The sequence below is a fragment of the Collinsella sp. AF15-51 genome, from assembly GCF_003462845.1.
GTDB lineage: Bacteria > Actinomycetota > Coriobacteriia > Coriobacteriales > Coriobacteriaceae > Collinsella.
On record NZ_QRYG01000016.1, the window covers coordinates 15,244 to 33,459 of the forward strand.

General features: G+C 60.2%; 17 protein-coding genes. 5 read left to right on the forward strand and 12 right to left on the reverse strand.

Annotation, left to right across the window (positions count from 1 at the left end; all coding sequences use genetic code 11):
* Positions 1-97: 97 nt before the first annotated feature.
* Positions 98-388, reverse strand: coding sequence for a hypothetical protein (locus DWW51_RS07860; protein WP_006235631.1), 291 nt, complete (start codon positions 386-388; stop codon positions 98-100).
* Positions 389-680: 292 nt separating this feature from the next.
* Between DWW51_RS07860 and DWW51_RS07865 the strand changes: the two genes are divergently transcribed.
* Positions 681-1,202, forward strand: coding sequence for a nitroreductase family protein (locus tag DWW51_RS07865; protein WP_117774112.1), 522 nt, complete (start codon positions 681-683; stop codon positions 1,200-1,202).
* A gap of 63 nt (positions 1,203-1,265) precedes the next feature.
* Here DWW51_RS07865 and DWW51_RS07870 read toward each other — a convergent pair whose 3' ends face one another.
* The 3 genes from DWW51_RS07870 to DWW51_RS07880 form a co-directional block, all read right to left on the reverse strand.
* On the reverse strand, positions 1,266-1,841 hold the full coding sequence (locus DWW51_RS07870; RefSeq protein WP_147344063.1) for a hypothetical protein: 576 nt from the start codon (positions 1,839-1,841) through the stop codon (positions 1,266-1,268).
* 84 nt (positions 1,842-1,925) lie between these two features.
* A complete protein-coding gene (locus tag DWW51_RS07875) occupies positions 1,926-3,143 on the reverse strand; it encodes a helix-turn-helix domain-containing protein (RefSeq protein WP_117774114.1) in 1,218 nt (405 codons plus the stop codon).
* A 266-nt stretch (positions 3,144-3,409) separates the two neighbouring features.
* Positions 3,410-4,444 (reverse strand): YeiH family protein, encoded by a 1,035-nt coding sequence (locus tag DWW51_RS07880; RefSeq protein ID WP_117640448.1) that lies wholly within the window; start codon positions 4,442-4,444, stop codon positions 3,410-3,412.
* A 193-nt stretch (positions 4,445-4,637) separates the two neighbouring features.
* Here DWW51_RS07880 and DWW51_RS07885 point away from each other — a divergent pair, with 193 nt between their 5' ends.
* A complete protein-coding gene (locus tag DWW51_RS07885; protein ID WP_117774115.1) occupies positions 4,638-5,339 on the forward strand; it encodes a GntR family transcriptional regulator in 702 nt (233 codons plus the stop codon).
* A 113-nt stretch (positions 5,340-5,452) separates the two neighbouring features.
* On the opposite strand, the gene glmS is transcribed toward DWW51_RS07885, so the two are convergent.
* Positions 5,453-7,300, reverse strand: a complete 1,848-nt coding sequence (glmS, locus tag DWW51_RS07890; RefSeq protein ID WP_117774116.1) for a glutamine--fructose-6-phosphate transaminase (isomerizing) — start codon at positions 7,298-7,300, stop codon at positions 5,453-5,455.
* Positions 7,301-7,611: 311 nt separating this feature from the next.
* Here glmS and DWW51_RS07895 point away from each other — a divergent pair, with 311 nt between their 5' ends.
* Complete coding sequence (locus DWW51_RS07895) at positions 7,612-8,745, forward strand: LacI family DNA-binding transcriptional regulator (protein ID WP_231501610.1); 1,134 nt, start codon at positions 7,612-7,614, stop codon at positions 8,743-8,745.
* 213 nt (positions 8,746-8,958) lie between these two features.
* A complete protein-coding gene (locus DWW51_RS07900) occupies positions 8,959-10,164 on the forward strand; it encodes an ATP-binding protein (protein ID WP_117774118.1) in 1,206 nt (401 codons plus the stop codon).
* 201 nt (positions 10,165-10,365) lie between these two features.
* Here the strand turns inward: DWW51_RS07900 and DWW51_RS07905 are convergent, their stop codons facing one another.
* On the reverse strand, positions 10,366-11,016 hold the full coding sequence (locus tag DWW51_RS07905; RefSeq protein WP_117774119.1) for an HAD family phosphatase: 651 nt from the start codon (positions 11,014-11,016) through the stop codon (positions 10,366-10,368).
* Between the two features lie 173 nt (positions 11,017-11,189).
* On the opposite strand from DWW51_RS07905, the gene DWW51_RS07910 reads away from it, so the two are divergent.
* Positions 11,190-12,068, forward strand: a complete 879-nt coding sequence (locus tag DWW51_RS07910) for an ATP-dependent sacrificial sulfur transferase LarE (RefSeq protein WP_117774120.1) — start codon at positions 11,190-11,192, stop codon at positions 12,066-12,068.
* Positions 12,069-12,210: 142 nt separating this feature from the next.
* Here the strand turns inward: DWW51_RS07910 and DWW51_RS07915 are convergent, their stop codons facing one another.
* From DWW51_RS07915 to DWW51_RS07940, 6 genes are all read right to left on the reverse strand, one after another.
* Positions 12,211-12,663 (reverse strand): PTS sugar transporter subunit IIA, encoded by a 453-nt coding sequence (locus DWW51_RS07915; RefSeq protein WP_089573499.1) that lies wholly within the window; start codon positions 12,661-12,663, stop codon positions 12,211-12,213.
* 12 nt (positions 12,664-12,675) lie between these two features.
* A complete protein-coding gene (locus DWW51_RS07920) occupies positions 12,676-13,614 on the reverse strand; it encodes a transketolase family protein (protein ID WP_117774121.1) in 939 nt (312 codons plus the stop codon).
* Positions 13,614-14,444: a transketolase gene (locus DWW51_RS07925; RefSeq protein ID WP_089573497.1), complete on the reverse strand. Its 831-nt coding sequence runs from the start codon at positions 14,442-14,444 to the stop codon at positions 13,614-13,616. The genes DWW51_RS07920 and DWW51_RS07925 overlap by 1 nt, the downstream gene beginning before the upstream one ends.
* Before the next feature lie 64 nt (positions 14,445-14,508).
* A complete protein-coding gene (gene fsa, locus DWW51_RS07930; RefSeq protein WP_006235616.1) occupies positions 14,509-15,192 on the reverse strand; it encodes a fructose-6-phosphate aldolase in 684 nt (227 codons plus the stop codon).
* Between the two features lie 125 nt (positions 15,193-15,317).
* Positions 15,318-16,592, reverse strand: a complete 1,275-nt coding sequence (locus DWW51_RS07935; RefSeq protein ID WP_006235615.1) for a class II D-tagatose-bisphosphate aldolase non-catalytic subunit — start codon at positions 16,590-16,592, stop codon at positions 15,318-15,320.
* Between the two features lie 144 nt (positions 16,593-16,736).
* Positions 16,737-18,209, reverse strand: coding sequence for a PTS fructose transporter subunit IIC (locus tag DWW51_RS07940; protein WP_117774122.1), 1,473 nt, complete (start codon positions 18,207-18,209; stop codon positions 16,737-16,739).
* Positions 18,210-18,216 lie beyond the last annotated feature (7 nt).

An 18,216-nucleotide genomic window follows, 5' to 3' on the forward strand; every position in this document is an offset into this window, starting at 1 on the left:
CCGCAAATGTTTGCACTTTTATGGCCTATCGGCAGAAAAAGACCGCCGGCGCGGGGGCAGCGCCAGCGGTCACGTGAAAATCGGGTTTTATTGCCTGTTAAGCGGCGACGGCCTCATAGACCGTAGCGCCCGAGAAGCTATCGTGCAGGCTCTTGCCGGCAATCCACGGCAGCTCGACGACCTCGCAGACCGTGTTGACCAGCTCCGAGCAGTCAGTAAAGTGGCCCTTATCGTTGAGGGCCTCGCAATCCTGAACACGCCAATAGCCATCGGTGTGCGTGATGTAGTACTCGTGATCGTTGATTGACACGAAAGCGCGCGTCTTGGAACGCAGCAGCTTCAGAAATCCTTCGAAATCGGTCTCGACGACATCTCCAGCCTGGAACATGATAGTTACCTCCTGGCCCGGCGCCACCACGGCGCGTTGATTAACGTTGATGCTCCTTTAGTAAAACCTTTATCAGGGGTTATGCGGGCATGATTTAGGCAAGTGGTAAAAAACCGCAGGGTAGACGGGATAAAACGTTTAATCATCCCACCGGTTTGTCACATTCTGGCTGAAGTTTTATGCAAACCAACTTTTCCACTTGGTAGCTTGCATTGTTTGGAGCCGACGGCGCGATTACGGTTTTGGTTCGGCGGGTAAGAACGAGGCATCGAAACCAACGTCAGGAGGACACATGGAGACCATCGAAGCGCTCATCCACCGCCGCAGCTGCCGTAACTACAGCGATCGCCCCGTCGAGGCCGAGAAGCTCGCACGCATTATCGAGGCAGGCCAGTACGCGCCGAGCGGCATGGGACGCCAGCCGGTGACGTTTGTCGCCGTCACCGACCCCGCAACCGTCGAGCGCCTCTCGCAGCTCAACGCCCAAGTTATGGGCAGCGAGGGAGATCCCTTCTACGGCGCCAAGACCGTTGTGGTGGTGCTCGTCGACCGCAGCGTGCCCACGCACCTGGAAGACGGCTCACTCGCCATGGGCAATCTGCTCAACGCAGCCTATGCGCTGGGCGTCGATTCATGTTGGATCCACCGCGCGCACGAGGTCTTTGACTCGCCCGAAGGACTGGAACTGCTGGCCAAGTGGGGTCTGCCCGCCGACGGCAGCCTGCGCGGCGTCGGTCACTGCATTCTGGGCTATGCCGAAGACACGCTACCCGAGCCCAAACCCCGCCGCAACAACGTCGTCTACGTAAGGTAACCCAGGAGCGTCATAGGGGTAGCTAATTTGGGACGGGGCTATTTTAGCCACCCCGCTCGCAACTTATCTTGCCGGTGGAGTTGTCGTCGTTTCGTTCGTGTGGGTCGTTTCGGCGCCGTCGCCCTGTTCGCCGTCGTCCTTTTGAGCGTCGGCGATGGTGGAGGCTGCCGCAACGATACCGCGCTGGGGCGCGACGCCCGTCTGGGTCTGAGCGCCCTCAACAATTTCTGTGCCTGCATGCGCGAGCTCGGGCGATTTAAACACTGCGTCCAAGTTGGCGCCGCCGCCGGCGTAGCCAAGCGCAGCGAGTGCGATGATGATCACCGCAATGACGACCGCGATCGGAACATAACGATGCCAACCAGCCGGATTGAGTCCGCTGCGGCGAGCCGCCCCGCGGCTGATGTAACCGAGCGTGCCGTCGTGCTTGAGCTTTGAGCCCACCACGCACTTGCGGCCCCACAACGAGGACTCTGCCTGCATGGCCAAGCGGGCGCTTGCCGAAGGATAGCCGTATTTAGTGCGCTTGAACGAACCATCAAACCCCGAGGCGTGTTTGCCCCACGTCACCGATGTCGTGCGTCGGTTGACTGGTGCGGCGCTCCGCCTTCTGCGGCTCGGTTTTGTAGTCTCAGCCATACGCCCCCGCACGCCGTAACCAAATCGAAACAATAACGCTTTGGACTGTAGCACACGCGTCGCGCGCGGTCACGGGCGCCTCGCTCAACGGTCATCGTCCTTCAGCAAGCGCCACAGCGTTGTTCGGCTTATGCCCAGCACCTCCGCCGCACGGGTTCGGTTGCCGTGGAGATGATCTACAACCAGATGCGCGATATCTCGCTCGGTATCGGCCAACGGTCGCAGGATATACAGGTCGCTTTCGAGTGTCGGGGCGCCAAAGGTTGCGGTCTTAATCACGTCCTCTTGGGCTAGCACTTCCTCCGCCACAGCGCGATCCACCGTGCCCGTCCCCACCAATATATACAGTCGTTCCGAGACCTCGCGGAGCTGCAGATAGTTGCGCGGCCAGCGGTAAGCATCGAGCGTCTTCGTCGCCGCGGCGGACAGCGTGGGTGCTGCCGTCCCAAATGCATCAGCGAGATATTCCAAATAGCGCGCAACCTTCGTCGACGCGGCTCCCTGCTCGGCAATCGCCGGCGCCACGCTCACCGCACAGGCGAAACGCTCGGTCACAAAGGCGGCTTGATCACTTTCGCTGCCGCCCGGCATGTCATTCGCCGTCAGCACCACATGGCAGCGCGTCGCCAACGCGGTGTCGGCCATCGTGGAAACGAGCTCGCGGAGGCGCTGGGGGCCAACCGCGTTCCAGCCCTCAATGCAAAGGGTCAGCCCCGTTTGGAACAGCGGCGATTCGGAGCTTTTGAGCACATGACGCCAACCGCGCTCGGTGAGCTCATCGAGCGCGACGGAAACAAAGGGTTGATCGGCAAAAGGGCCATCCAGATAGAGGCGCATGGCAATCTCGACCTGACCCGCGCCCAACTCGCCCTCGAGCATAAGGGGCACCCCGCGCGCATAGCTCTCGGCAACCGGTGCGGCTACCGCAGCGGCGCCTTCAACGATGCCGTACGCGCTCGATTCGTAGCGGGCCTCAACTTCGTCGGCGTTGAGCCACTCGATGCCCGCATGCGCCGCGGCGCCGCGCACCTCGCGGACCACGACGACCCAAAGGCCCCCGCCCTCTTTGTCGGTGGGGCGAACGGTCAGGCTCAGGCGCGTACCCGCACGCCCCATAACCAGACGCGCGCCGTCTCCTAAACGGTCGAGGCGCTCAGCGACAAAAGCCGCCACATCCCACTCGAGCGCCGCGTCGTTCATGGTCGAGATCGCGACGTCCCCACGCGCATCGATTGCCAATGCCGAGGCCCCAGCAGCAGCCAGGGCCTCGGTCAAGATGTTCAGCTTGGCATCGCTATCCATGATTTGCCCCTGTCCGCGGCGACGTACAGCCGCCGACGGTCGCACGACCGAGTGTTTCAAAATTGAACGATATTGCTCACCAAACACTATAGGGCAGAAAGCGCCGTCCTGCGAGTATAGGTGTTGCCCCGCATCGCCATCCTGGCGGGGCGATAAGAGCTCTTCGGGACTTATAAACCTGCGGACAAGCCATACCCGCAAGAGCTCCTATCGCTCCACCGTGAGAATGCGCCCACCAGCAGCCAACACGCAAACTGGCTACTTCTCTACCAGATTCCCAGCACGTGTTGCATTCCCAAACTCATGCACGCAATGCCAATCCAGCAGCAAAAGCCCAGCGCGATGGGCTTGCCGCCCTTTTTGACCAGCTCGACGATATCGGTATTAAAGCCAATAGCCGCCATAGCCATCACGATAAAGAACTTCGACAGCTCCTTGATGGGCGCCGTAATGGATGCAGGAAGCTGAAGCACCGTGGTGATTACGCTCGCCAGCACAAAGAACAGCACGAACATGGGAAACGCGCGTTTAAGCGAGAACGTGCTTTTGGCGTCGCCGCCGGCCTTGCGCGCCAGATGCATCTGCCAGCATGCGAGCACCAACGTAATGGGAATAATGGCCAGCGTCCTGGTGAGCTTGACCACTGTGGCGCTTTCGAGCACATTGGCGCCGGGATGCATGCTGTCCCAGGCGCTCGCCGCAGCCGTTACCGACGAGGTGTCGTTGATGGCGGTGCCGGCAAACAGGCCAAAGCCCTCGTTGGTCAGCCCGAGCATGCCGCCGAGCGTCGGAAACACGAGCGCCGCGATAACGTTAAACAGGAAGATGACCGAAATAGCCTGGGCAATCTCGCGATCGTCGGCATCGATGACGGGCGCGGTCGCGGCGATGGCAGAACCGCCGCAAATCGACGAACCCACACCCACAAGCGTCGCGATCTTGCCCGGCACGTTCATAACGCGGCAGAGCACGAAGGCGATGACAAGCGAGGTCGAAATCGTCGCCACGATAATCGGCAGCGACTGAGCGCCTTTGGACAGAATCTGCGAGAGGTTCATGCCAAAGCCAAGCAGGATTACCGCGTACTGCAAGACTTTTTTAGACGTATAGGTGACACCGGCGGCGAGCTGTTCGCGACGATTCTTGGGAAAGACGAGCGCCAGGACCATGCCAAAGAGGATGGCAAACACCGGCCCGCCGACCACCTCAACCTGTTTGCCGAGCAACGTCGCGGGGATGGCGACGATCAGGCAGAACAATACGCCCTTCCAGCGCTCGCGTACGATATTCGCCAGTTGCATATGGGATTCCTTCTTTCTATTTCACGTTTGCGACGGCTTATGATACGGCAACATTGAGCACAGCCATGCGTAAACACAGACCAAGATGCCGCAATAGTTCTTGGGCAACAGTCGAATTACCCACCGCGGAGAGCCGATTCGCGGCATAATTAACAGCTGACATATCAGTGTGATAGAACGGTTGCGAGGCGCTATGGAAGAATCGATGCACATCGGTGAGCAAGAAACGAGCCTACAGGACCAGTCCTACCACACCATTCGACGCAAGATCGTCTATCTGGACTACAAACCGGGCGAAAAGCTGGGCGTCAAGCAGCTATGCGACGACCTGGATATGGGGCGCACCCCTGTGCGCGAGGCACTGGTGCGTCTGGCGCAAGAGGGCCTGGTGCGCACCGTGCCCCAAAGCGGCACCTATGTCTCGCCCATCAACCTCACCCTTGCCGAGAGTGCCTGCTACATTCGCGAGCACCTGGAAAAACAGGTGATTGTAGAGTGCTGCGCGCGCGCCACCTCGGCAGGCGTCGAGCAGCTCGACCGGGCCATCGCGTTGCAGGAAAAGGCCATGGCCGAAGAGGATCGCATCGGCTTCTTTTTAAGCGACAACCTCATGCACCGCATGATCTTTAGCATCGCATGCCGTAGCACCGTGTGGTCGTGGCTCGAAGAGACCAATGCCGACCTGGAGCGCTTCCGCTGGCTGCGTGCCGCCACACAGACGCTCGACAATCAGGAGACTGTTAACGAGCATAAGCAAATCCGCCGCGCCATCGCCGGTCGCGACCCCATCGAGGCGAGCTTTTTGGTCAGCAAGCACCTGCATATGATGTTCCGCAACCAAACCGAGGTCCTGGCCCAGTTCCCCGAGTACTTCGAGACCAGCAAGCTTCGCTAACCTGCCAAAAAGGGACAGGTTTATTTTGGCAGGTTTTATCTGGGCAAATGCAACAAGGCCCGGCTCCGCTGCAACGGAGCCGGGCCTCGGTCACTAGAACGGCGGAACAACAATTATTCGACCGTGACGCTTTTCGCCAGGTTGCGAGGTTGGTCAACGTCGCAACCGCGCAGGATGGCCACCTCGCGGGCGAGCAACTGCAGCGGGACGCTCGCCGTGATGGGGCTGAACACGTCGCGGACTGCCGGCACGCGGATGATGCAGTCGGCGATCTTGTTGATCTCCTCGTCACCCTCGGTGGCAACGCCGATGACCTTGGCGCCACGCGCCTTGCACTCCATGAGGTTCGACACGGTCTTGTCGTAGGTGGCACTCTTGGTGGCCACAGCGATGACAGGGAAGCCCGGGTCGATCAGGGCAATGGGGCCGTGCTTCATCTCGCCGGCGGCGTAGGCCTCGGCATGCAGGTAGCTGACCTCCTTGAGCTTGAGTGCGCCCTCGTAGGAAATAGCGGCACCCATGCCACGGCCCACGAACAGCGCCGACTGCGCGTCCTTGCACAGCAGGGCGGCCTCATGCACGGCCTCGGTCTGGGTATCCAAAATCCACTGGATCTGCTCGGCCGTATCGGAAAGCTCGCGGAACAGCATGCGCGCCTGCTTGGTGGTCAGGCGGTACTTGACCTGCGCTAGCAGCAGAGCCAGCAGCGTCAGGCTCACGACCTGGCCGATGAAGCTCTTGGTCGAGGCGACCGCGATCTCCTTGTTGGCCTTGGTGTAGATGACGCCGTCGCTCTCACGCGCCACGGGGCTGCCCACCACGTTGGTGATGCCGAAGACCTTGGCACCCTTGATGCGCGCGTCGCGAATGGCGGCAAGGGTATCGGCCGTCTCGCCCGACTGGGACACGGCAACGACAAGCGTCGTCGGCGTAATGATGGGGTTGCGGTAGCGGAACTCGCTGGCCGCCTCGACCTCGGTAGGAATACGAGCCCAGCCCTCAATGAGATTCTTAGCAATGAGGCCGGCGTGATAGCTGGTGCCGCAAGCAATCACGTAGACGCGGTCGATGTCGTTGAGTTCCTCGAGCGAAAGGCCAAGCTCGTCGATGTCGAGCTCGCCGGCCGGCGTCATACGACCGACCAGCGTGTCACGCACGACGCGCGGCTGCTCGTGGATTTCCTTGAGCATAAAGTCGGGATAACCGCCCTTTTCGGCCATGTCCAGGTCCCAGTCGATGTGGGTGACCTTGGGCTCGATAACGTTGCCGGCCTCGTCGGTGTACTCGACGCCTGCGGGCGTGAGCTTGGCAAACTGACCGTCCTCGAGCACCACGACATCGCGGGTGGCGTCGATGAGCGCGATGACATCGGAGGCGACATAGGTGCCGGTCTCGCCCGCGCCGACCACAATCGGGGAATCCTTGCGGGCTACGGCGATCACGCCGGGCTCGTCAGCGCACACGGCGGCCAGACCATAGGCACCGACCACGTGGGTGCACGCCTCGCGCACAGAGGCCATCAGGTCGTGCGTCTCGGCATAAGCCTCTTCGATCAGATGCGCGAAGACCTCGGTATCCGTCTCGCTCTTAAAGTGATGGCCGCGGCCCTCCAGCTCCTCGCGCAGCTCGGCGAAGTTCTCGATGATGCCGTTGTGGACGATGGCGATGCGACCGTCGCAGCTGGTGTGGGGATGGGCGTTAACGACGGAGGGCTTGCCGTGGGTGGCCCAACGGGTGTGACCGATACCGCAGGTAGCGTCGCTGTCGATGTTGGAAAGCTCGCTCTCCAGGCCCGCGACCTTGCCCACGCGGCGGATGACGTCGAGGTGCGCCGCGGCACCCTCGCCCACCTCGAGCGCGACGCCTGAGGAGTCATAGCCGCGATACTCCATACGCTTGAGGCCCGTGACCAGGATGTTCTTTGCAATATCAGAGCCGGTGTAGCCGACGATTCCGCACATAGGATAAATCCCTTCGTTCGCGTGACTGCAAGACGTCCACGCACAGGGGGCGCTGAGACGTATAACGTTCGAGTATTGTACTCACGCAAGCGCAAGCTGATATACCAGAAGTGGTATCTCAACTTAGATACCACCCGATGCACACATGCCCAGCCGGTCCAAACCACCACAATGGGGACAGGCACCTTTGTGGTGGTCGCGCTGGCAACGGCGTTTCCCCAGATAAACCTGCCAAAATAAACCTGCCACTTTTTGGTTGGTTTAGGATGCTACAATCTGGCTTGTACTTGAAACGCATCAAAGGGGCCGCTATGGCAAAGGTTAAAATCAGCGACGTCGCGCGCGAGGCCGGGGTTTCGCTGGGCACGGTTTCCAACGCGCTCAACCATCCCGAGAAGTTGCGCCCCGAGACCCTCAGTCTCATCAACGAGACCATCAATCGCCTGGGCTACCTGCCCAACCAAAGCGCTCGTCAGCTCGCGGGCGGCGCCACCAAGTCCTTTGGCCTGGTGCTCCCCCGTCTCGACCACGGCTTTTCGCTCCAAATCGCCAGCGGCGCCCACAACGAGGCCCGCAAGCACGGCTACGATCTGCTCATCGCCAATGCTGATAACGACGATATTCTCGAGGATCATTACCTGCGCTATTTTATGGGCACGCAGATGTCCGGCGTCATGGTTCAGCCCATGGCGTCCCCCGACTGGCACCCCGCTATGACCAAGATGCCCGTGCCGATCGTCTATCTGGACATCCATTGCTCCGAGCCCGGTTACTACGTGGCCGCCGACAACGAGGCACAGGGGCGTATTATCGCCGAGCTCGCCATCGCCCGCGGCGCACGCCATATCACCGTTGTGGGCCGAGCGGCATTTATGCAGCTCACCCTGCGCGTCCTTGGCATCCACAAGGCACTTGCCCTGCATCCTGATATCAAAATTGAGGTCATCGATGCCGGGGAGTGGAATACCGCAGCCGACGGCTACAGCATCGGTACCCAGATTGCCGAACGCCCTGCTGACGAGCGCCCCGATTTTGTCATCGGCCTGACCGACGTATTGGCCTCGGGCGTTATCTCGGCGCTGACCGACAAAGGCATTTCCGTCCCCGGCCAGGTCCGCGTGGCCGGCTGCGACGGCAACCCGCTCGCTTGGAGCGGGGCGGTCCCGCTCACCACGGTAGCACCCCCAGGCTACGAGATTGGCCGCAAGGGCGTTCAATTGCTCATGGAGCAAATCGAGGATAAACCTGCCGCCAAGACCAAACGAGTCCGCATCGGCTCCGCCGCGCGCACCGTCACCACGGCCACGGCCGCCGAGGACATTAACCGTCAGGAGCTCGTGCGCCCCTTCTTGCTCGAACGTGTGAGCACCCAAAAGGCCGAGCAGCACCCGACGGGCCCATCCGCGGCCCCAATAACCGACATCAACCTGGGCGCCTACCTGTAACAAAAAACGCCGCAACGGGAACAGTCCCGCTGCGGCGTTTTGCTGGCCCCATGTTCCCTCCCCGTTTAGCCGGACCTGCGGCTACGGATATTTATGGAATGTAATCCATTTTTCATTAACTTTTTTGTTAAAATAGATTCAATTCCATATTTTTAGATATTTCCTATAAGTATTGATTTTGCTCCAGTTTTTTCTCGCCAAGAAAGGGGTTTCATGAATCTGATTGATCGCAAACAGTACCTCGACTGGCTCATTTCGTGGAAAGACTCGCACGTCATCAAGGTCGTTTCGGGCGTGCGAAGGTCCGGCAAATCAAAGCTATTCGAAATCTACCGTAGCTACCTGCGCGATCATGGAATCACAGGCGACCAGGTTATATCCCTCAACTTTGAAGACCTGGAGTTCGAGTCGCTTACGTCGTATAGAGCACTCTACGACTACATTTCCGCCAGACTCGTCCCCGATAAGATGAACTACGTTTTTCTGGACGAGATACAGCACGTCGAGCATTTCGAAAAAGCCGTCGACAGTCTTTTTATCAAGGACAATGTCGACCTCTACATAACCGGTTCCAACGCTTATCTGCTCTCGAGCGAGCTGGCAACTTTGCTCTCCGGCCGCTACGTAGAGCTCAAGATGCTGCCCCTATCCTTTAAAGAGTTTTGCTCGGCAAAAACCAATGACGGAAAGGCTCCCGCGCAGTTGTTTGACGAGTACATCACCCGGGGCTCTTTTCCCTTTATCGCCGAGACGGGTATTCAGGGACCCCAGGCGCGCGATTATCTTATGAGCCTCTACGATACCATCGTCATACGCGACGTTATCGAACGCCTGAAGGTCTCGGACGTCCCGACCCTGCGCGATATCACCAAGTTCCTACTCCATAGCATTGGAAACCGGATCTCGATTAAAAAAATCTCCGACACGCTCTCGTCCAACGGCAACAAAACCGACCAGAAAACCGTAGCCAAATACCTCAAAGGCTTAACAGACAGCCTTGTGCTGTACTTTGCTCCGCGCTATAACGTGCGCGGTCGGCAGCTTCTTTCAACAAACGGCAAATACTACGCCGTTGACCTTGGACTTAGAGGTGCTCTCGTCAAAACCCAAAGCAGCGATATCGGTCATATCCTCGAAAATGTTGTTTATCTCGAGCTCCTACGCCGTGGATACGACGTCTACGTGGGCAATATCGACGGCGGGGAAATCGATTTTGTTGCCCTAAAGTCAGACGAGACAGCCTATTTTCAGGTTTCAGCCACAACGCTCGACGAAACTACCCTCAATCGAGAGTTGGCCCCCTTTAAGAAAGTCCGAGACAACTACCCCAAGACGCTTCTTACGCTCGACACGCTGTTTGCGGACGCGAACTACGAAGGAGTCCGCAAGCGCAACGTGATCGACTGGCTCCTGGAGTAACTTGTAACGTCATAACCCTCCGCCAGCTCCTTACCAAGGCCGCAGCCCCAGTCGCTTAAAGCACAATGCCCCTCTTATCGGCCAATACAGCAATCTTGGCGTGATAAGAGGGGCTGACTGCGTCAGCGCCTCCGCGCAGGCGCCGTTACCGTCACCGTCCTGCGGGATCGGGCGCGGGGCATGGCGACTCGCGTGCAAACGCTAGCGCACAGCCTTGACCGCCGCCGGCAGATCGAACAGCGTATCGAGCACGGCCTCGCAGCTATCCACCACGTCCTGCGGCAGCGGCACGATATCGGGGACGGCAAAGACGTGGCAGCCGGCCGTGATGCCCGAGACGCAGCCGTTGCGGGAATCCTCGACCACGGCGCACTCCTCGGGGGCAAAGCCCGCGCGCTCGCAGGCGAGCAGGTACATCTCGGGGTCGGGCTTGCCGTGCACGACGTCCTCGCCGCAGGTCACCGTCTCAAACTTGTCAAAGAGGCCAACCGTCTTAAGGTTGCGTTCGGCGGTAACGTGGCGCGACGACGTCGCAAGGCCCACGTGATAGCCCGCAGCCAGCAGCTCGTCGATGCACTCGGCGGCACCGTCCTTAAGCTCCAGATCGGTCTTGACCATCTCGTCGCGAATCTCCCTATGGCGACGATAGATTGCCTCAGCGGTTTCGCAGCTGCCGTAATGCTCATCAAGGATCTCCATGACATCGGGCAGCGTGCGACCGATAAACTGATGGATCAGCGCATCATCAATCGCGAATCCCAGCTCGGCCGCGCCCGCCTTCCACGCCTTGATACCCAAACGCTCGGTATCGACCAGCGTTCCGTCCATGTCAAAAATAACGGCCTTGATCATATCGGTCCCCCATCTCTTCGCGCTGCTGTACTCCCGCAACTTTACCGCACCTGTAAACTTGTATATAACGTATATAGCATATTGCACTTCCGTTACATAGATAGAAGTCTTATGACAAGCAGTCCAGTAGGATTATAGTTTTCGACCGAGTACATATTGGTAAGGATCAATTCATGCTTTCAGACACCACCGCACCCGCAGAGGGGCTTCAGGACAAACTCGCAGCGCTCGAGCAGCTGCTTTTAGCATACGGACGCGTCGCCATCGGCTTTTCCGGTGGCGTCGACAGCAGCTTTTTGGCCGCGGTCTGCGCCCGCATCATGCCCGCCAGCACGCTTCTCGTTCACCTCACCACGCCGTTCATCGGCACGCCCGAGCAGGCTTCGTTTGAGCGGGCGGTTGACGGGCAGGCCGATGAGGGGCCACATTTCAAGCTCCCCGTGCTCAACCTCTCGGTCGATCAGCTGCAGCTCCCCCAGGTAGCCTGCAACGACGCCGACCGCTGCTACCACTGCAAGCGCGCCGGCTTTACCGCCATCGTCAACCACGCCAGGTCGCTGGGTTTTCCCACCGTCATCGACGGCAGCAACGCAAGCGACCGCGGCGACTACCGCCCCGGCATGCGCGCCGCCCAGGAGCTCGGCGTGCGCTCGCCGCTTATGGAGGTCGGCTTTACCAAGGACGAGGAGCGCGAGCTGCTACGCGCCTGGGGATACCCCGTCTGGAACCTGCCGGCAGGAGCCTGCCTGGCCACGCGAGTCCCCACGGGCGAGGAGCTCACGCGCGAGAAGGTCGATGTAATCCGCACCTGTGAGGACTACCTGCACGACCTTGGCCTGGACCAGGTCCGCGCACGCCTCGTCGGCGGCTGCATGCATATCGAGGCCGCGCCGGCAGACGTCGCCAAGATCGCCGCCCTCAGCGGTGCCGCCGTCGACGCCGAAGGCAAGACCCCGCTGCCCGCCGCCATCGAGTCCACGCTGCGCGAGCTGGGCTGCGGCCATATCTCCCCCGAGGTCACCCCCTACATCCACGGCAACATGAACCTTTAAGTTACGCCGTTTAACCTACCAAAAAGGGACAGGTTTATTTTGGCAGGTTTTATCTGGGGAAACGCAGACAGGGCCGCGACGCCTATAGCGTCGCGGCCCTTTTCCTTGGAGAAGGATCGATTAATGGAACGGAGAGCCCGTTCTAGCCCTCGAGCCCGGCGTTGATGAGCTCGGCAATCTCGACAGGATCGGTGCTTTCGCGCACCCTGTCACGGAAGCCAGCATCCATCAGCATCACGGCAGCCTTGGAGAGCAGACGCAGGTGCGTGGTTCCCGCTTCGCCGGCGGGCACGTACAGCGCGAGCGCCACATCGACGGGCACGCCATCAAAGCTCGGCCACTCAACAGGCTCGGACAGCTTGAGCACGGCCACGCCCGGCGTATGGATCGCATCGCTCTTGGCATGCGGAACGGCAAAACCGGCGACGAGGCCAGTCTCGGCCTCGTTTTCGCGAGCAATAAAAGCCGCCTCTACAGCAGACGCGTCATCGGCAAAACCAAGCTCAACAGCCTGCTCGGACAGATAATGCAGCGCGTCCTCGCGCGAGGCGGCGGCGTAGCCAATCGTCACTTGGTTGGCAGATACAAACCCCATGGAAAGCCTTCCTTACAACACGGACCTGACCGCAGCTTCGATGCCGTCGGCGTCCAAACCGTACTTATGCAGCAAATCGACCGCAGGGCCGGACTCGCCGTACACATCGCGCACGCCGACGCGACGCATCGGCACTGGATGCTGCTCCGCGAGCACCGAGGCAACGGCCTCGCCAAGACCACCGATAATCGAATGCTCCTCGGCGGTGACCACGCGACCGGTCTTCTTGGCGCTGGCAACCACCAAACGCTCATCGAGCGGTTTGATCGTATGCATGTTGATGACCTCAGCATCGATGCCGTCGGCAGCGAGCGCCTCGGCAGCAGCGAGTGCCCCAGCGACCATGAGACCGCACGCGACGATCGTGACATCAGAGCCCTCCCGCACAACAACACCGCGGCCGATCTTGAACTCGTAGCCCTCGTGATCGTTGATGACCGGTGTTGCCAGGCGGCCGAAGCGTATGTAGACCGGCCCCTCAAACTCATAGGCGGCGCGCACACAGGCGCGGGCCTCGACATCGTCGGCGGGAACGACCACCGTCATACCCGGAATCGTACGCATGAGTGCGATATCCTCGCAGCACTGGTGCGTGGCGCCGTCCTCGCCCACCGAAATGCCGGCATGGGTGGCGCCAATCTTGACGTTGAGGTGCGGGTAGCCAATGGAATTGCGGACCTGCTCGTAGGCGCGACCGGCGGCAAACATCGCAAAGGTGCTCGCAAAAGCAACGCGGCCCGTGGTCGCGATGCCGGCGGCAAGACCCATCAGGTTGCTCTCGGCGATGCCGGCATCGTAAAAGCGCTCAGGATGGGCAGTCTTAAACTTACCCGTCTGCGTAGCGGCAGCCAGGTCGGCATCGAGCACTACAAAGTCATCGTGCTCATTGCCCAGCTCGACGAGCGCCTCGCCGTAGCTTACGCGCGTGGCGACTTTTTTGACCTCTGCCATTAGAGCTCCTCTCCTGCTGCCGCGAGCTCGGCCATGGCCTGCTCAAACTGCTCGTCATTGGGCGCCTTGCCATGCCAGCCAACCTGGTTCTCCATAAAGGAGACGCCTTTGCCCTTCACCGTCTCGGCGATGATAGCGACGGGCGCGCCGGTCACCTCGCGAGCTTCGGCGAAAGCCGCCTCAATCTGCGCCATGTCGTTGCCATCGGCTAGCTCTATCACATGCCACTTAAAGGCGCGGAACTTGTCGGCAAGCGGCATGGCCGAGTTGACTTCATCGATCGTGCCGTCAATCTGCAAGCCGTTGTGGTCGACGACGGCAACAAGATTGTCGAGCGCATGGTTGCCGGCAAACATAGCCGCCTCCCACACCTGGCCTTCCTCGCACTCACCGTCGCCCAGCAACGTGTAGACACGGTAGCTGTCGCCCCAGTGCTTAGCGGCAAGCGCCATTCCAACTGCAGCAGAGATGCCCTGACCGAGCGAGCCGGTGGACATATCGATGCCTGGGGTATCGTTCATGTTGGGATGGCCCTGCAGTCGGCTGCCAATATGGCGGAGCGTCTCGAGCTCTTCGACGGGAAAATAGCCGCGATTTGCCAACACCGAATACAGGCCCGGCGCCGCGTGACCCTTGGAGAGCACAAAGCGGTCGCGATCGGCCTTGTGAGGGTCGGCAGGATCGATATTCATTTCCTCAAAGTACAGATACGTCATGATGTCGGCTGCACCGAGCGATCCACCCGGATGTCCCGACTTGGCCGCGTGAACCGCAGTCACGACACCCTTCCTGACCTCATTGGCGACCTTCGCCAGCTCCTGGTTGGTCATACGAATTCCTCTCTTGAGAACAACCCCGGCACCGGATGGCGCGATGCCGAGGGCAACCCGGTCGTTAAGCCTGAGCGACAACCTTCTGCCAGTCAGCCTCAAAAGAGGCGAGGCCCTGGTCGGTCAGCGGGTGATGCAGGCACTTCTTGAGAGCGGCCATGGGCACGGTCGCGATGTCGGCACCAAGAAGAGCCGCCTGGGTCACGTGGTTGGGTGTGCGGACCGAAGCGGTGATGATCTCGACGGTGTCGTCGACGTTCTTGCCAGTCCAGTCATAGTTCTTGATGCAGGTCACAACGTTGTCGAGCTGCGAGATACCGTCCTCGGCGATGTCGTCGAAGCGTCCCACAAACGGGCTGATGTAGCGGGCACCGGCGTTGGCGGCCATGAGGGCCTGCGTCGGCGAGAAGACAAGCGTCATGTTGACGCGCACGCCTGCGTCGGCCAGGGCGCGGCAGGCGGCGAGGCCGGCCTCGCACACGGGAAGCTTAACCACGATGTTGGGAGCGAGGGCGGCAAGACGCTTGCCCTCCTCGATCATGCCCTCGGCAGTAGTCGCGGTGGACTCGGCGGACACGGGCAGGCCCTCGCAGAGCTCGGCAATCTTGAGCATATGGGGCTCAAAGTCGGCGAGCTTACCGCCGGTCTTGGCGTACAGGGACGGATTGGTGGTGACGCCAGCAAGGCAGCCCCAGCTCTTGGCCTCGGCGATCTCGTCAAGGTTGGCGGTATCGATAAAGAACTTCATGGTGCAAACTCCTTCGGAGGAATCCAAAACTCAAAAGAAAGGACAAAGGGGATGCCCCTTTGTCCTATGTGCCGGGCCTGCAGCTGGGACATGCCCCAGGCCCGGCGTCGTGTAGGAAAAACTACTTAGTCCTCGAGAGCCTTCTCGATGCGGCTCGTGACGCCCTTGAGGTTAAGGCCGACGACGTACTGCTTGATCGGGCGCTTGATGTGCTCGATCACAAAGCGCTTGCCGTCGATGTCCTGGGCAGCGAGGTTGCGGTAGAGCTTCTCGACCTGCTCCTTGACCTCGGGATCGTTGAACGCGTAGTGGCCGGAGACATCCAGAATCTTCAGGCTGAGCTCGTCGTCGGCCAGGATGTCGTCAACCTGCAGGTTAACGTCGTCGCCGGTCATCCACTTGCGCCAACGCTCGGTCTTGATAGCCTTGACCAGCAGCGTGTGATACAGGTCGGAGGGATCGTCGCACAGGCCGTTGTCGACCAGAATCTGCTCGGTAGCGCAGAGCTTGAGGTAAGCGCGGGTCTCCTCGGTGCCGTACTGAGGGGCAACATTGGAGGCCGTCACGTGAGCCGGGATGTGCTCGAGCAGCGTCGCGTCATCCAGGTAGTCGGCGTTGTGCTCCTTCAGGCCCACGCCGTAGCGCTTGGCCATATCGGCAAGCTCGCGAGCGTTCTTGAAGTTGTAGTGACCGACCTGCTCCGTCCAGCGGGTAAGGGTGCCGGTCTGGCCGACGATAAAGGTGGGCATGGGGCAGCCGCGCTTCTCGAGCTCGGGCTGCAGCTGAGAAATGAACTCCTCGTACTTATCGGTAGAGGTCAAGCCGCCATTGGTCTCCTCGGTACCGACCTCATAGGCAACCTCGGGCAGGTTATGCTCGCGACGGTATTGCTCAAGGTAGTCGATAAGATCGATCGTGCGGCGAAGCACCACGTCGAGCGGAATAACCTTGCCGATCTGATAGGGGTCCTTGGTGGGGTCGACCATCAGCAGGTCAAAGCCTGCCTCCATGTCGGCGACGAAGGACTTGCGGGCGAGCTCCATGGCCTCGTCCTCGGGCAGGTGGGCGTTACGCTCCTCGTCGCGCTGCCACGGACCGCCGTGATCGCGGCACAGGTAGTATGGACCGGTGTAGCCCACCTCGTCGGCAACCTTCTTAATGTCGGCGGCAAAGCGCGTCTGGTCCCAGCCGTTGACGTAGCCGGCGCCCATCTCGTCCATATCGACCTGGTTGCGGCTAGCGATAAACATGGGCGGGAAATCCTCGTCCTTGGCAAGCTCGAACACGGCCTGAATCAGGTTGGGGCTCATGGGGCCAATGCCGACCATGGTTGCGTGATCGCCGCTATCCTGCAGCTTGAGCATGCCCTGAACGGCCTGGCGGATGGTGAGGTTGGACATTTTGTTCTCCTTCTCCAGAGGATTTTTGACAAAAGTTCCCTGGGACCCAGATGCGGGCCCTATCAGTACGGATGGATTTTGTTGTGTAGGGGCGGTTGTGCGGAGTCAAATCCATCCCTCCGCACAACCGGAGTCCTTAAAGGTTTACTTGGCCTGCTTATCGAGCGTAGGCTTCATGGCAATCAGGATTGCAGCGGCGACCACGGAGCCAATCACGATGTCCAGGCAGAACAGCGCGACGTTGTTGGTGGCAAGGGCGACGATAAAGCCACCGTGCGGGACGTAGCAGTCGATACCCTGGAAGGCGGCAAGCGCCGCGCCCACGGCAGAGCCGATGCAGATGCCGGGAAGGGTGTGACCGAGGTCCTTGACCGCGAAGGGAATGGCGCCCTCGGTAATACCGATGCAGCCCATGAACAGTGCGGAGATACCCATCTGGCGATCGGCGTCATCGAACTTGTTTTTGGCGATGAGCGCAGCGAGGCCACAGGCAATCGGGGGAACGGCGACGGCGACGCGGAACATACCGTTGGGGCCATAGATGCCGGAGGCCATGATGGCCATAGTAAAGGTCGAAGCGGTCTTGTTGATGGGGCCACCCATATCGAAGGCGGTCATAACGCCAATGACCAGACCCAGGACAACTGCGGAACCGCCCTGCAGGCTGCCGAGCACGCCGGTGAGCCAGTCCATCACAAAGCCAAGCGGCGTGGCCAGGATGTAGATATAGGCCATGCCCAGGACAAGCGAGGTCAGAATCGGGATGATCAGGATGGGCATGATGGTCTGGATGGTGTTGTTGACCTTCCAGGTCTTCATCCAGCGGACAAAGTAGCCGCAGATAACTGCCATGATCATGGCGCCCAAGAAGCCGGTCGAAACGCTGTTGCCGTTAGGGGTAACGACTGCGTTGTTGACCAGGTAGCCCAGGACAAAACCGGGGGCGAGCGCGGGCTTGCCGGCCATCGAGTAGGAGATGTAAGCCGCAAGCACCGGAATCATCATGGAGATGCCGGCCATGCCGATGGTATTAAGGCTCACCATCAACGGGTTGGTTACCTCCATACCGCTAGCACCGGCAGTACCGGATGCCAACGAGAAGGCGAGGAACACGCCACCGATAACGACAATGGGGATAAAATAGGAAACGCCGGTATTGAATGCATTGAGCAGCGTCTTGCCAGGATCGGCAAAGATAGACTGCTTGGACGCCGGTGTCGGGGCCTGCGGGGCAGCGGAGACGGCCTTCTTCTCTGCCTTGGCCTCGGCCTTGGGCGCGTCAACGGCGCCACCCGTCGCCTTGATAATCTCAACAGCCTGGTCGATGATCTTGACCGGATCGGCGATTACATCGGAAGTACCGACCTTGAGGAACTTGCCCTCGGCCATCTTCTGCTCAAAACGGTCCTCGTTCTCGACACCCACGTCGACGGACTCCAGGACCAGGTCGGCGGAGTCCACGTCTTCCTGCGTGAGCTCATTCTCGATACCCAGGCCACCCTGAGCCTCGACCTTGCACTCGATGCCACGGGCGGCGCATTCATCTTGAATCGCCTTCTGGGCCATATACGTGTGGGCGATACCCACGGTACAGGCGGCAACGCCTACGATCTTCATTGCTTCC